14 protein-coding genes are annotated in these 14374 nt (G+C 67.3%); 9 read left to right on the top strand and 5 right to left on the bottom strand.

Translation table 11 applies throughout. The features are described from left to right. The first annotated feature begins 216 nt into the window (after positions 1-216). Both A4U64_RS26430 and A4U64_RS26435 read left to right on the top strand, forming a co-directional pair. A complete protein-coding gene (locus A4U64_RS26430) occupies positions 217-1050 on the top strand; it encodes a mycofactocin-coupled SDR family oxidoreductase (protein WP_006941613.1) in 834 nt (277 codons plus the stop codon). A 45-nt stretch (positions 1051-1095) separates the two neighbouring features. Beyond that, positions 1096-2340 carry a cytochrome P450 gene (locus tag A4U64_RS26435; protein WP_006941607.1) on the top strand — a complete coding sequence of 415 codons (1245 nt, stop codon included), beginning with the start codon at positions 1096-1098 and terminating at the stop codon, positions 2338-2340. Positions 2341-2511: 171 nt separating this feature from the next. Here the strand turns inward: A4U64_RS26435 and A4U64_RS26440 are convergent, their stop codons facing one another. The 5 genes from A4U64_RS26440 to A4U64_RS26460 all read right to left on the bottom strand — a co-directional run bounded on the left by A4U64_RS26440 (position 2512) and on the right by A4U64_RS26460 (position 6996). Continuing rightward, a complete protein-coding gene (locus A4U64_RS26440; RefSeq protein ID WP_065923357.1) occupies positions 2512-3780 on the bottom strand; it encodes a cytochrome P450 in 1269 nt (422 codons plus the stop codon). A 335-nt stretch (positions 3781-4115) separates the two neighbouring features. Next, positions 4116-4859 carry an acetoacetate decarboxylase family protein gene (locus A4U64_RS26445; RefSeq protein ID WP_006934121.1) on the bottom strand — a complete coding sequence of 248 codons (744 nt, stop codon included), beginning with the start codon at positions 4857-4859 and terminating at the stop codon, positions 4116-4118. Between the two features lie 33 nt (positions 4860-4892). Then, positions 4893-5384: a nuclear transport factor 2 family protein gene (locus tag A4U64_RS26450; protein WP_144415056.1), complete on the bottom strand. Its 492-nt coding sequence runs from the start codon at positions 5382-5384 to the stop codon at positions 4893-4895. A 359-nt stretch (positions 5385-5743) separates the two neighbouring features. Then, complete coding sequence (locus tag A4U64_RS26455; RefSeq protein ID WP_006934119.1) at positions 5744-6181, bottom strand: acyl-CoA thioesterase; 438 nt, start codon at positions 6179-6181, stop codon at positions 5744-5746. A gap of 20 nt (positions 6182-6201) precedes the next feature. Continuing rightward, positions 6202-6996, bottom strand: a complete 795-nt coding sequence (locus A4U64_RS26460; RefSeq protein WP_029546546.1) for an SDR family NAD(P)-dependent oxidoreductase — start codon at positions 6994-6996, stop codon at positions 6202-6204. A 163-nt stretch (positions 6997-7159) separates the two neighbouring features. Between A4U64_RS26460 and A4U64_RS26465 the strand changes: the two genes are divergently transcribed. The 7 genes from A4U64_RS26465 (at position 7160) to A4U64_RS26495 (ending at position 14359) form a co-directional block, all read left to right on the top strand. Beyond that, a complete protein-coding gene (locus A4U64_RS26465) occupies positions 7160-8308 on the top strand; it encodes an acyl-CoA dehydrogenase family protein (RefSeq protein ID WP_006934114.1) in 1149 nt (382 codons plus the stop codon). Positions 8309-8338: 30 nt separating this feature from the next. Then, on the top strand, positions 8339-10276 hold the full coding sequence (locus tag A4U64_RS26470; protein WP_029546545.1) for a 2-oxoacid:acceptor oxidoreductase subunit alpha: 1938 nt from the start codon (positions 8339-8341) through the stop codon (positions 10274-10276). Then, a complete protein-coding gene (locus A4U64_RS26475) occupies positions 10273-11352 on the top strand; it encodes a 2-oxoacid:ferredoxin oxidoreductase subunit beta (RefSeq protein ID WP_043802038.1) in 1080 nt (359 codons plus the stop codon). The genes A4U64_RS26470 and A4U64_RS26475 overlap by 4 nt, the downstream gene beginning before the upstream one ends. 141 nt (positions 11353-11493) lie before the next feature. After that, positions 11494-11901 (top strand): nuclear transport factor 2 family protein, encoded by a 408-nt coding sequence (locus A4U64_RS26480; RefSeq protein WP_006934104.1) that lies wholly within the window; start codon positions 11494-11496, stop codon positions 11899-11901. 24 nt (positions 11902-11925) lie between these two features. Further along, the gene (locus A4U64_RS26485; RefSeq protein ID WP_029546543.1) at positions 11926-13482 is read left to right on the top strand and encodes an AMP-binding protein; all 1557 of its coding nucleotides are present in this window, start codon (positions 11926-11928) and stop codon (positions 13480-13482) included. Next, positions 13479-13946, top strand: a complete 468-nt coding sequence (locus A4U64_RS26490) for a hypothetical protein (protein ID WP_043802042.1) — start codon at positions 13479-13481, stop codon at positions 13944-13946. The genes A4U64_RS26485 and A4U64_RS26490 overlap by 4 nt, the downstream gene beginning before the upstream one ends. Continuing rightward, positions 13943-14359 carry a MaoC family dehydratase gene (locus A4U64_RS26495; protein WP_006934099.1) on the top strand — a complete coding sequence of 139 codons (417 nt, stop codon included), beginning with the start codon at positions 13943-13945 and terminating at the stop codon, positions 14357-14359. The genes A4U64_RS26490 and A4U64_RS26495 overlap by 4 nt, the downstream gene beginning before the upstream one ends. Positions 14360-14374 lie beyond the last annotated feature (15 nt).

Raw genomic sequence — 14374 nt, forward strand, 5'->3', positions numbered from 1 at the left:
GCCGAATATCCGCGCGGTCCCCAGTCAGCCGCGACAGCCGTTCGTTGCTGTCGCGGCTGACTGCCGTGCGCGCGGCTCCGGAACCTGTGCCGGCACGGGACGTAGGTGTCCGGCGATCGGGGACCTTCGGACCTTGCGGGCTCACTAGCTAATAATCATGATAAGCATTAGAGTGCGGTTCGTCACAGTACGCATACAATGAGAACGGGAGCACCCATGGGACGAGTAGCCGGAAAGGTCGCGCTGGTCACCGGCGCCGCCCGGGGTCAGGGACGATCGAACGCCGTCCGCCTCGCGGAGGAGGGTGCCGACGTCGTGATCCTCGACTCCTGCAAGGACGTCGACACGGTCGCGTATCCGCTCGCCACCACCGACGACCTCGCCGAGACCCACCGGCTCGTCGAGGCGACGGGCCGCCGCTGCCTGTCCCGGGTGGTCGACGTGCGTGACCAGGCGGCCCTCGACCTCCTCGTCTCCGACGCCGTCGACGAGTTCGGGCACCTCGACATCGTCAGCGCCAACGCCGGCATCGTCAGTTTCACGCCCACCTGGCATCTCAGCGACGAGGAATGGCAGAACGTCATCGACGTCAACCTCACCGGTGTCTTCCACACCGTGCGGGCCGTCGTGCCCCGGATGATCGAGCAGGGTACCGGCGGTGCGATCGTGCTCACCAGCTCGGTCGCGGCGATCCGGGCGAGCCGCAACCTCGGGCACTACGCGGCCAGCAAGGGCGGGGTCGTCAGCCTCATGCGCACCCTCTCCAACGAGCTGGGGGAACACGGCATCCGGGTCAACACCCTCAACCCCGGCACCGTCCGGACGGACATGATCGAGAACGACGCCATGTACCGCATCTACCGTCCGGACCTCGAGTCGCCCACGCAGGCCGACATCGTCGACCACTGCCGCCGGCGCAACGAACTCGACGTCCCCTGGGTCGAGGCCGTCGACATCAGCAATGCCCTGGTCTGGCTGGCCTCCGACGAGGCCCGGTACGTGACCGGCGTGGTCCTGCCCATCGACGCCGGATTGCTCGCCAAGGCCTAGAACCCGATTCGCCGCCAACGAATCCCGTCTCGGAAGGAACGCACGATGGAAAGCCCCGCTCGCTGTCCGGTCGTCCACTTCGACCACAATTCGCCCGAGCACTCGGCCGACCCGGCCGAGTCGTACCGGAAGATCCGCGAAACCGTCAAGATCGGCTGGACTCCCGCTCACGGCGGATACTGGGTGCTCTCCGACTACAGTTCGGTCTTCGACGCCGCCCGCGACGACGAGACGTTCTCCTCGGCGCGCAGCGAGTACGGCGGCGACGGGCTGTCCGTGGTGATCCCGAAAACCCCGCATCACGACCATATTCCGATCGAGCTCGATCCCCCGGAGTTCCGCAAGTACCGCAGGATCGTCAACCCGGTCAGTGCGCCGGCCGCCGTCGAGAAGATGAAGCCCACCATCGACCGGCACGTCGCGGGCTTCATCGACAGCGTGATCGAGAGCGGTGAGTGCGACCTGACGTCGGTCATCGGAGTGCCCTCGATCGTCACGGTGGAGTGGCTCGGACTCGACGTCTCGGAGTGGCGCCGCTACTCCAACGCCCACTTCCAGGTGCTCGCGGGAATTCCGGGCACCCCCGAGCACACCCGCGCGGTCGAGGTCGACTTCCCGTACCTGGCCGGACGCATCGAGCAGACCATCACCGAACGGCGACGGGATCCGAAGGACGACATCATCAGCTACCTCGTCCAGCAGGAGGTCGACGGCAGCCCGATGAACGATCACGACGTGTTCGCGATCGTCGACCTGCTCATCTCCGGCGGCGTCGGCACCACCGCGTCCCTGGTGAGCAACTCGCTGGTCTGGCTCAGCCGCCACAAGGACGTGCGGCAGCGTCTCATCGACCACCCCGATCTCCTCGATCACGCCATCGAGGAGTTCCTGCGGTACTTCTCGCCGACCCAGGCGCTCGCCCGCACCGTGACGCACGACGTCGAGTTCCACGGCTGCCCCATGCAGAAGGGCGACCGGGTGCTGCTGTCGTGGGCCTCCGCCAATCGCGATTCGGAACTGTTCGACAAGCCCGACGAGATCGACATCGAACGGTGGCCCAACCGGCACACCGCCTTCGGCATCGGTGTGCACCGCTGCGCCGGTTCGCACCTCGGCCGGTACATGTCGCACGCTCTGATCAGCCAGGTGCTCGAACGGATGCCGGACTACGACGTCGACCTCGCGGCGCTGCAGCCGTACCCGCGACAGGGCGTGAACACCGGCTACCAGCGCATCCCGGCCACCTTCACGCCCGGTCGCCGGGTACTGACGGACTACACGCTGCAGTAACGTCTTTCGCCGACGCGGCAGTGCCGTCTTTCGTCGACGCGGCAGTGCCGTCTTTCGCCGACGCGGCAGTGCCGTCTTTCGTCGACGCGGCAGTGCCGTCTTTCGCCGACGCGGCAGTGCCGGCCGTCCGCGTACGCGATCGCATGCGCGGACGGCCGGCTGTCGCGGCTGTCAGCCGAGCTTCCCGGTCGGTTCGAACTTCACGCGCAGTTCGGGGATGCTGCGGGTGTAGAGGCCCTCCTCGCGCGGTACGAAGCCGTCCTGGTACTCGATCGAGTCCATCGTGTCGAGCACGAGGTTCAGCGCGATGGTCATCTCCGTCTTCGCGAGCATAGAGCCCACGCAGAAGTGGCGGCCGAGGATGAACTGCACGTGGTTGGCCGCACCACTGAATGCTCGGTCGACGTTGAGGTCGGTTCGGAAGATGTCGAACTCGTCCGGATTCGAGAAGTGGCGCTCGTCGCGGTTGGCGGCCGCGAGCATCATGATGCACGTCGCCCCTGCGGGGATGGTCGAGTCCTCGATCTGCACCTCGTCCTCGGTCTGGCGCATGATCATGTGGACGGGTCCGGAATACCGCAGCGTCTCGGCGATGACGCGGTCGGCGAGGGTGCGGTCCTCGCGCACGGCCCGCATCTGCTCGGGATGGTCGATCAGATTGCGAATCATGCTGGCGATGGCCTTGTCCGTCGTCTCGCCACCGGCGACGAGGAGCAGACTGACGAAGGCCTTGATCTCGTCGTCGGACATCTGCTCGCCGTCGACCTCCGCGCGGCACAGGCGCGAGAGCAGATCGCCGCCGTCGCCCGAGCGTCGTTCGCGGATGATCGGCAGCATGTACTCGCGCAGCTCGACATGGGTGCGTTCGGCGGCGGCGTTGATCTCGGGGTCTCCGGCCAGGTTGTTGAGATAGGCCATGATCGAGAAGTACCAGCCGCGGAACCGCTCGTGATCGCTCTTGGGCAGGCCCAGCATGTCGACCATCACGTTGATGGGGAATCGGCTGGTGAACTGGGAGACGAGTTCGGCCTCGCCCTGCCGGGCCACCGCGCCGAGCAGCTCGCCGGCGTTGCGCGCGACGATGTCGCCGATCAGCTGGGCGGCATTGTGGGTGATGGCCGGCATGAAGCGTTCGAGTCCGTTGCCGCGGAAGAACGGGTTGAGCAGCGCGCGGTGCGTGGAGTGCTCGCGCCCTTCCATCTGCAGGATCGTGCGGCCGTGGATGGGCTCGAGCTGCCATTCGTAGTTGCGGCTGGAGAACTTCGGGCTGCGGAAGGCCTCGGCGCAGTCGGCGTACCTGCTGATCAGGTAGCTGTCCGTGCCCTCGTGGTGCAGGGCCGGGTAGTGGTCGCGCAACACGCGGTGGAGCGGGTACGGGTTGTCGAGGAACTCGGGGGAGAGGATGTCGGGGGCGATGGGGCGGGGATCGACTGCGGTCACTCTGGGATCTCCTGATCGTCGAATCGAGGGTCGAGCAGGATCGGTGCCGGAGCACCGGTCGGGGTCGTGCCGCTCCGCCGAGGGTCTGGGGCCGGAGGTGGACAGTGATCCGGATCACTAGGTGCTGATAACTATAAATACGATTCGAATGATGTCAACGCATATTGGTGAAACGAGTTCTCGACGGGAACGGGCGCCCACTCGTGAGGAGTGGGCGCCCGCACCGAATCTGCCGTCCAGCTCGAGGGTGCTGCCACGCCGGCGGTAGTCGGCGAGCGCCGCGTCGTACTCGTCGTCCGATCCGAGTCGGCTGCACATGCTGGACCCGCAGCGGGTTAGAAGAACCGTTTGACGACCTTCGCTGTCGGCGCGACGTCCATGTCCGAGCGGACGTAGAGGGCGTCTGTGATCCGTTTGATCGGCAGGGTGTGCCATGGATCGAGTTCGGATTCCACACCGAACGAGATCGAGCCGCGCCCGGACCATGCTTGCTTCGGGGTCACACGGCAGGAGTTGAGCACCAGATCCGCGAGCGACGGGTCCCCACCCTCGGGATTCGGGATGACCCGGAGGCCCATCGGCTTCATGTCGTAGGGCTCGAGGTCGACCGGACGCTCCGGCTTCATCTGTACGGTGCAGATGCGGCTTCCCTTGGGACGTTCCACGATTCCCTGCATGACCTCGCTTTCCTGCTGCCACTCGATGTGGCCGAACTTCTTGGGGTTGCCCCAGATCTCACGGCCGGCGGCGAGTGCCGACTCCTGGTTGAGCAGGATGCGGACGGGATAGATGCACGGCTCGCCCTCCCACGTGCAGTCGAGGAACTGGTAAGCCTCCTCGTACGCACCGAACGTGGTGAACGGCATCTTGGCGATGACGATGCGGACGGTTGCGGGGAGAGTGAGTTCGAAACCCGCTGCCTCCGGAAGGAGGTCGAGCGCGGCGTTCTCGTCGGTCTCGTAGGCGACCGTGATGGTCTCCATGTCGCGATAGTAGACGGGCGGCTTCGGGTAGAGCGGCTCGTCCACCGGCATCGTGTAGCCGAATTTCTCCCGGGTGAGTCGTCCCTGCTTGGCCATGATTGCTCCTTGCGTCGAGGGAAATGTGGCGGATCAGTGTTCGTAGACGGGAGTGGTGGTACCCCGGGGGACGATCATCTTGTCGAACTGCGCCTGCTCGATCAGGGCGGTGTCGCAGAACTCGAGCATGGCCGCGATCTTGTCGTCGCGGACGGTGACGATCCAGCAGTACTGGTTCTTGTACGGAACCCCGTTGCGGCCCATGCCATCCGAGCGGCAGAATACGACGACGCGCCCGTCCTCCAGCGAGAGGACGTCCTCGACCTCGAGTGGCTTGATGCCGTACTCCTGGCTCAGGCCCTGCACGGACGGGCCTTCGCGCTCCTCGCCGCGGAAGTTCGCGCCGAGAAAGTCGTTCTGGATGGACTCGAGACCCTTGTAGGTGCCCGAGATGGGAGTGGATCCGATGAGGGTCCAGGTGGCATCGGGATGGAAGTAGCGGGTGAACGCGTCTCCCACCCCCTCCGAATCGCCGCGGACGGCGGCGAGCCAGTTCTGTACGACCTTCTTTTCGTTGGTTCCCATGTCCATTCGCTTTCGTGATTCCGGGGCGGGCTGCTCCCGCGCCGGTCGACAGGTCCGTCCCGAGGAAAGCCGCCGTCGATGCTCGCGCATCGGCTGGGATGGGACGGGGGCTCTCCTGCGGTGGCTCGGGCCTCTGCGGATCGTCGAATCGACGGTCGAGCGGGAGTTGCGTCGCTCAGGGGCGAGCGCCTCCGCGGACGGTTCGGGATCGGAGTCGAAGTGATCCAGATCACCGATGCTGACGACTGCATGCGGAATTTGGGAATTGTCAATGGATTTCGCGCACGCCGAAGATGCCGAAGGGGGCGTCCACTCGGTGGAGTGGACGCCCCCTTCGCGCGCGGGAACTCGCGCGGGAACTACGGTTGCGTCGTCTTCGGCGGCTCCAGCGTCCGGAGGGCGGCGAGCAGCCGCTCCGGGATCGGGGCCTTGTTTCCATCGGCGCCGCGCACGGCGAACGTGATCTTGCCGTGAGCGACGAGTTCGTCGCCGCGCTCGAAGTCGAATCCCAGCGCGTACGAGGTGGTGCCGAGGTGGTCGAGGACGACCGTGCAGGTCAGCTCGTCGAACACCTCGCAGCTGGTGATGTACTGGCACTCCGACTTCAGGCCCACGGTGTAGACGCCGACGGTGTCGAGCAACGTGTGGCTGTCGAGGCCGAACGAGTGCAGCCAGACGCTGTACGTGCGTTCCATCCACGGGTAGTTGATGGCGAAGTACGAGATCCCGACGGCGTCGCAGTCGCCGTAGGCGAGCTGGAAGCGCTGCTGCGTGACGGCGGTGGTGGCGGTGGTCATGTCGTGTCCTTCCGGGTGGATCAGGGGTGGCCGCCGTCGACGGTGACGATGGAGCCGGTCGTGAAACTCGAGGCGTCGCTCGCGAGGTAGAGGGCGGCGCCGACGATCTCGTCGGGCTGTCCGCCGCGCTTGGCGGCGAAGCGCTGCGCCCGCTGGGAGAACGCCTCCATGTCCCACGAGTTGCTCACGTCCGTGAGGAAGGTGCCGGCCATGATTGCGTTGCTGCGCACCGTGGGACCGAACGCGTGCGCCATGCCGATCGTAACGGCGTTGAGTCCGGCCTTGGCGGCGGCGTAGGGAAGGATGTCCGGCCTGGGGTGCACGGACCCGGCGCTGGAAATGTTGATAATGGATCCGCCGTCGCCCTGCGCCATGCGGGTTCCGACGAGTGCCGCGAGCCGGAACGGGCCCTTGAGGTTCACCCCGATCACCTTGTCGAACAGCGTTTCGCTGACGGTGTCGAGACTGTCGTACAGCGGGGACATGCCCGCGTTGTTGATCAGCACGTCGATCTTCCCGAAGTGACCGTAGGCCGCCTCGACGAGTTCCTCGATCGATTCCCATCGTCCGACGTGGAACGAATGCGCAAGCGTCTTGCGTCCCGTCTCCTCGGTGATCTCGTCGGCGGTGGCCTGGCAGGAGGCCAGGTCACGGCTGGCGATGACGACGTCGCAGCCGGCGCGAGCCAGCCCGAACGCCATGGCGCGGCCGAGGCCCCGGCTGCCGCCGGTGACGATCGCCGTGCGGTCGGTCAGATCGAACGCGCGGACGGGGTCGAACCCCGGGCGGGTCCGGCCGGTTGTTGAATCGGTCATCGAGTTCCTCCACTGGTCCTGGTTGACGGTACCCAATTCCTTGCTATTGTGATCATAGATTAGCGGATAGTGATCCAGTTCACGACAATGGCCGAGACCGCGCCGAGTCACACCGCCGTGTCGCACCCGGTGGATCGGACGCATCGCCAGAACGGAGTACAAGGTGAGTGACGACCAGCAGGACCTGTTCGCCCTGCCGCAGCGGTACCTCGACCTCCAGCGGGAAGCCCGGGACCTCGCGGCCGAGTGTGCCGACATCGCCGCGCGCGCCGACGAGGCGGACAGCTTCGATCCGGACGTCCGCAAGCGGCTGACCGCGTCCCGGCTCACCGAGGTCGTCGTGCCGGCTGCCTACGGTGGTCGCTTCGAGAAGGTCGACTCGCTCGCGGTGACCATCGTGCGCGAGGCCCTCGCCGCCGAGTCGGCCCACCTCGACTCCATGTTCGGCATGCAGGGCATCGGCAGCTACTGCATCAGCGTCGGCGGCTCCGAGGAACTCAAGGCGGAGTGGCTGCCCAAGGTGGCCCGGCTCGAGGCCGTGGCCGCGCTGGGCCTGACGGAGCCGCACGTCGGCTCCGATCTCAAGGCACTCAGCACCACCGTCGTCGAGCGCGACGGCAAGCTGATCGTCGACGGGCACAAGTCCTTCATCACCAACGGCGGCGACGCGGACTTCTACAGCATCCTCGCCCGCGAGGGCGACGGATACTCCCTCGTGCTGGTCCCGGCCGACGCGCCCGGCCTGCGCATCGAGCGCCCGCACCAGATCATCGCGCCCCACGTGCTCAGCGACGTCATCCTCGAGAACGTCGAGGTACCGGTCGGCAACCGCATCGGGGAACCGGGCAAGGGCTTCGGGCTCGTCCTCGCCACCCTCGCCACGTTCCGCGTGTCCGTGGCCGGCGCCGCCGTCGGCGTGGCCCAGGCCGCGCTGGACGAGGCGGTCGCCCACGCCAAGACCCGGGAGGGCTTCGGCGTCAGCCTCGCGCGTCTCGGATCGGTGCCCGAGCACCTCGCCTCCTGCTGGACCGACATCGAGATGGCGCGCTCGCTGACCTACCGCGCGGCCGCCGCGTCGGCCCGCGACGCACGCGCCAATCTGCACCTGTCGTCGATGGCAAAGGTCGGCGCCACCGAGGCGGCCGCCCGCGTCGTCGACCGCTCGGTGCAGATCATGGGCCGCTTCGGGCTCGTGCGCGGCGGGAAGCTCGAGCGCCTCTACCGGGAGGCCCGTCCCATGCGGATCTACGAGGGCTCGACCGAGGTGATCTTCGATTCCCTGGCCAAGCAACTCGTGAAGGAAGCCCATTAGGGGCAGAATGCGGACCAGAGGCAGGCACCCATGACAACGGACGCGAACACCACCAAGCTGGAGCGAGTCGTCATCCGCTTCGCGGGCGACTCGGGCGACGGCATGCAGCTGACCGGCGACCGGTTCACCTCCGAAGCGGCCGCGTTCGGCAACGACCTCGCGACGCAGCCGAACTTCCCCGCCGAGATCCGGGCACCGCAGGGCACGCTGCCCGGCGTGTCGTCGTTCCAGATCCAGATCGCGGACCACGACATCCTCACCGCGGGTGATCGCCCGGACGTCCTCGTCGCGATGAACCCGGCGGCGCTGAAGGCGAACATCGGCGACCTGCCGCGCGGCGGCACCGTCATCGTCAACACCGACGAGTTCACCAAGCGCAACCTGTCCAAGGTCGGCTACGCCGCCAGCCCGCTCGAGGACGGCAGCCTCGACGAGTTCGTGATCCACCAGGTGCCGATGTCGAGCCTGTCGGTCGGGGCGGTCGAGCCGGCCGGCCTGAGCCGCAAGGACGGGGAACGCGCGAAGAACATGTTCGCGCTCGGGCTGCTGTCGTGGATGTACAACCGGCCGGTGGGGCGGATCGAGGAGTTCCTGCGCACGAAGTTCGCCAAGAAGCCGCAGGTCGCCCAGGGCAACCTGCTCGCATTCCACGCCGGGTGGAACTACGGCGAGACCACGGAGACGTTCGCGACGACGTTCGAGGTGGCCAAGGCGGACCTGCCGCCCGGTACGTACCGGCAGATCACCGGCAACACCGCCCTGGCCTACGGCCTGGTGGCCGCCGGTGAGCTGTCCGGGCTCGAGGTGTTCCTCGGGACGTATCCGATCACTCCCGCCTCCGACATCCTGCACGAGCTGACCAAGCACCGCAGCCTCGGCGTGACCACCTTCCAGGCGGAGGACGAGATCGCCGCCATCGGCGCGGCAGTCGGGGCCTCCATCGGCGGCGCCCTGGGCGTCACCAGCACCTCCGGTCCGGGCCTGGCCCTCAAGAGCGAGGCCATCGGCCTGGCCGTGATGACCGAAATCCCCCTCGTGGTGATCGACGTGCAGCGCGGCGGACCGTCGACGGGCCTGCCGACCAAGACCGAGCAATCCGACCTGCTGCAGGCGCTGTACGGGCGCAACGGTGAGTCGCCGGTCGCGGTGCTCGCGCCGCGCTCGCCGGCCGACTGCTTCGCCACCGCGGTCGAGGCGGCCCACATCGCCCTGACCTACCGGACCCCGGTGCTGCTGCTGTCCGACGGCGCCATCGCCAACGGCTCCGAACCCTGGCAGATCCCGCGGGTAGACGAGCTCGCCCCGATCGAGCCGGGCTACGAGACGGGCCCGGACGCCGGTGGTGCGCCCCTGCGCCCCTACGCCCGGGACCGCGAAACCCTGGCCCGCACCGTGGCGATCCCCGGAACGCCCGGCCTCGAGCACCGGATCGGTGGCCTCGAGAAGGCGAACGGCAGCGGCAACATCTCCTACGACCCGGCCAACCACGATCTGATGGTGCGCCTGCGCCAGGCGAAGATCGACGGGATCTCGGTCCCGGACGCCGAGGTCGACGATCCGTCGGGGCAGGCGGAACTGCTGATCGTGGGATGGGGCAGTTCCTACGGGCCGATCGGCGAGGCGTGCCGCCGGGCCCGGCGTCGCGGCACCGCGGTCGCCCACCTGCACCTGCGGCACCTGAACCCGTTGCCGCGCAACCTCGGTGAGGTGCTCGGCCGGTACCGCACGGTGATCGCGCCCGAGATGAACCTGGGACAGCTGACGAGTGTGCTGCGGGCGCGCTACCTTGTCGACGTCCAGCCGGTGACCAAGGTTCAGGGCCTGGCCTTCCTCGCCGACGAGATCGTCGACGCGATCGATGCCGCGCTCGCCGGCACCCTGCGCGAGCTGGAACACGCCAAGACCACCGCCGCGCTGGCTGCGGCCGAGTACCGTCCGGAGCCGGACCGCGAGGAGGAATCGGCATGACCGAGTTGATCAGCCGCGTGGGCACCGATCTCGGACTGAGTGCCACCGCGCTCGTCCCGACGACCGACACCCCGCAGAAGGCCAAGGACTTCACGAGCGACCAGGAGGTGCGCTGGTGCCCGGGCTGCGGTGACTACGTCATTCTGGCCGCGATCCGTAACTTCCTGCCCGAACTCGGCCTGCGGCGCGAGAACCTGATGTTCGTCTCGGGCATCGGCTGTTCGAGCCGGTTCCCGTACTACCTCGAGACCTACGGCCTGCACTCCATCCACGGCCGTGCGCCGGCGATCGCGACCGGTCTGGCCGTCACCCGGCCCGACCTGTCGGTGTGGGTGGTCACCGGTGACGGCGATGCCCTCTCGATCGGCGGAAACCACCTGATCCATGCGCTGCGCCGCAACGTGAACCTCACGATCCTGTTGTTCAACAACCGGATCTACGGCCTGACGAAGGGGCAGTACTCGCCCACGTCCGAGGTCGGGAAGATCACCAAGTCCACGCCGATGGGTTCGGTGGACCACCCGTTCAACACGCTGTCCCTCGCTCTCGGTGCCGAGGCCACCTTCGCGGCCCGAGCGCTCGACTCCGACCGCAAGGGTCTGACCGACGTGCTGCGCCGCGCAGCCGAGCACCGGGGCACCTCGTTCGTCGAGATCTATCAGGACTGCCCGATCTTCAACGACGGCTCCTTCGACGTGCTGCGCAAGGAGGACGCCGAGCAGCGGGTGATCCCGCTGCGCCACGGTGAGCCGATCGTGTTCGGCGCCGAGGGCCAGAAGTGCGTCGTCCGTGACGGATTCGGACTGCGCGTGGTGGACACGGCGACGGCCGACCCGGGTGCGATCGTGGTGCACGATGCGCACGCCGACGATCCGGAGTACGCCTTCGCGCTGTCGCGGCTGTCCGACCAGGACCTCGAACACACCGTGTTCGGCGTGTTCCGCAGCGTTGCCCGTCCGACGTACGACGACCTGGTGCGGGAGCAGAACGAGAGCGCCCGCACCGGCGGTCTCGACCGCCGAGACTCCCTGCAGTCCTTGTTGACCGGGCACGACACCTGGACTGTGTCCGATTAGCCCGATGTTCGAATAGGGTCGATCGCCGTCCCTCGGCGCGGAAACTGGGGTCCTCGTACCCCTAGACAATGCGCATGATTAGTATAAAGTGACTGCCATCACACCTCCCTTCCTTCCCTCCCCTCGGCAGGAGTAGTCGTAATGTCGCTCAGGAACGAAATCGAAAACGCCCTCGCCCGCTACGCGCTCGCCTACGACGACGGCGACATGGACGGCGTCGAGCGCGTCTTCGGCGAAACCGCCGTGTTCACCATGAAGATCGGCGACGGCGACCTCATCGGGCCGCTGAACGGCCGCGAGGAGATCATGGGCCTGTTCCGCGGCGCGCACGAGTCGCAGACCGACCAGCGGCGGCACATCACCACCAATCTGCTGATCGACGAGATCGACGAGAAGAACGTCCGCACGGTGTCCTACCTGCTCATCACCTCCGCGGAGAACGGTGCGCTGAAGGTGTTGTCCACGGGCAAGTACGAGGACGAGTGGACCCGGAGCGGCGGCGACTGGGTGCTCACCAAGCGGCACATCGCCCTCGACCTCCCGTACTGAACCCTCCCGCATCCGGAGACACCCATGACGATGAACCAGGGCCTCATCCCCGCCAAGTGGGCCGCCCTCACCCCGAACCGCATGGCGTTGTACGACGTCCCCAACGATCGCCGCATCACGTTCGCCGACCTCGACGAGCGCGTCCGGCGCCTGGCGAACGGACTGCGCGGACTCGGCCTGGAGAAGGGCGACCGCGTCGCCGTGCTGACCAAGAACAGCATCGAGTTCCAGGAACTGTTCTTCGCCGTCGGCCGAGCGGGACTGATCCTGCAGCCGCTGAACTGGCGGCTGGCAACTCCGTCCCTGCTCGGGCTCGTCGCCGACGCCACCCCGAAGGTGCTCATCACCGCCTCCGAGTTCCGGTCCGTGGCAGAGGAACTGAGTCGATCCACCACGGTCGACCACTGGCTCGAGTTCGGCCCGGGCGGAAGCGGGACGTACGAGGAGCTGCTCGCGAGCTCCAGCCCGGCCGAACCGATCTGGACGCCGAGCGTCGGGGGAGACGACCCGTTCTTCATCCTCTACACCGGCGGCACCACCGGCGAGTCCAAGGGCGCGCTGCACTCGCACACCAGCGCGGCCGCCGGCATGCTCAACCAGACCGTCGCCGAGCGGGTCGTTCCGACCGACGTCTACATGCTCACCGGCCAGATGTACCACATCCCGGTGGTGCTCTCGATGAACTACATGAAGCACGGATGTCCGGTCGTGCTGGTCAATTTCGAGGCCAAGCAGGCGCTCGAGATCATCGAGTCGGAACGGGTCTCGGCGTTCCTCGGCATCACCACGATGCTGAACTGGATGATGGCCGTGGAGAACTTCGACTCCTACGACCTGTCGAGCCTGCGCAACATCCAGTACGGCGGCGGCCCCATGCCGTCCGCGATCGTGCGCAGCGCGCTCGAGGCGTTCCCGTGCACCCTCATCCAGGGATACGGCCAGACCGAGGGCACGACCATGTCGTTCCTGTCCCAGGAGGACCACCTCGACGCGGTCAACGGCATCAACGAGCACCGGCTGAAGTCCTGCGGCCGCGAAGGATTCGGCACCACGATCCGGGTCGTCGACTTCGACGGCAACGAGGTCCCCAAGGACGGCAGGACCCCCGGCGAGATCGTGGTCCGCTCCGAGGCCAACATGCTCGGCTACTGGAACAAGCCGGAGCTGACCGCGCAGACCCTGCGCGACGGCTGGATGTGGACCGGCGACGTCGCGGTCTGGGACGAGGACCACTACGTCTATATCGTCGACCGGGCCAAGGACATGATCATCTCCGGTGGCGAGAACATCTACAGCATCCAGGTCGAAGAGGCCATCGGCGCCCATCCCGCAGTCCTCGAATGCGCCGTCATCGGCATCCCCGACGACGAGTGGGGCGAGGTCGTCAAGGCCGTCGTCGTGCTCAAGCCCGGGCACACCGCCACCGAACAGGAGATCATCGACACCGCCAAGCGGAACCTGGCCTCCTACCAGAAGCCCCGTTCGGTCGACTTCGTCGACGCCCTGCCGAAGGCGCCGACCGGGAAGATCATGAAGCGGGACCTGCGGGCGCCGTACCTCGAAGCGACGGCGGCCCGATGACCGTGGACACCGGACGCCGGGTGCCGACCGAGACCGAACTCGCCGAACTGGTCGGCACCCGCTTCCCCGGCGGCCAGGCCACGCTCGAGCCGTGGTGGGTGCACCTCGTCCTCGACAGCATGCTCGCCGACCCCGCCGACGGCGGTGCGCACCCGGTGCTGGTGTTCCTCGTCGCCACCGGCGCGATGGGCTGGAGCTGGGACGAGTTGTTCGCGGTGTTCGGGGCCACCGAGGCCGACGGCCCGATGGCCGGGGAAACCGAGACGGTGGTGCACCGGCCGCTGCGCGTCGGCGCCACCTACCGCGTCTCGGGCGAGATCGTCTCCGCGACGCGCAAGGTGGGCCGGCGCACCGGCGTCTTCGACATCGTCGGCTACCGTCTCGACCTGCACGACGAGGACGGCGCGCACTGTGCCTCCACCACCAACTCGATCGTGTTCCCGCGGCGAGGAGAGAACGCATGAAACCGACCGTCGGACAGAAGATTCCCGAGCGCACCATCGACGCGGTGGATCCGGCCCGGATGAAGACCCTCTCGGCGCTCATGCGGGACCCGAACCCGATCCATTTCGATCGGAAGGCGGCGAGCGCGCTGGGCCTCGGCGACCGCACGGTCAATCAGGGCCCGAGCAACATCGCCTACGTCGTGTCCATGCTCGGCTCCTGGGCCGGTGGCGTGGACCGGGTCACCGGATACCGGTTCAGGTTCCTCGGCAACGTATTCGAGGGTGACAGGCTGCGGGCCGCGGGCGTGGTGACCGACGTGGAGGAGACAGCCGACGGCCTCCTGGTGCGCTGCGACCTCACGCTCGACGTCCTCGGCGGAGCGCGCGTTCTCGAAGGCACCGGAACCGTCCGGTTCCCCGCCGATCGCTAGACACCATTTCCCACG

Origin of the sequence: Rhodococcus sp. WB1 (genome assembly GCF_001700945.1) — a bacterium.
GTDB lineage: Bacteria > Actinomycetota > Actinomycetes > Mycobacteriales > Mycobacteriaceae > Rhodococcus > Rhodococcus aetherivorans.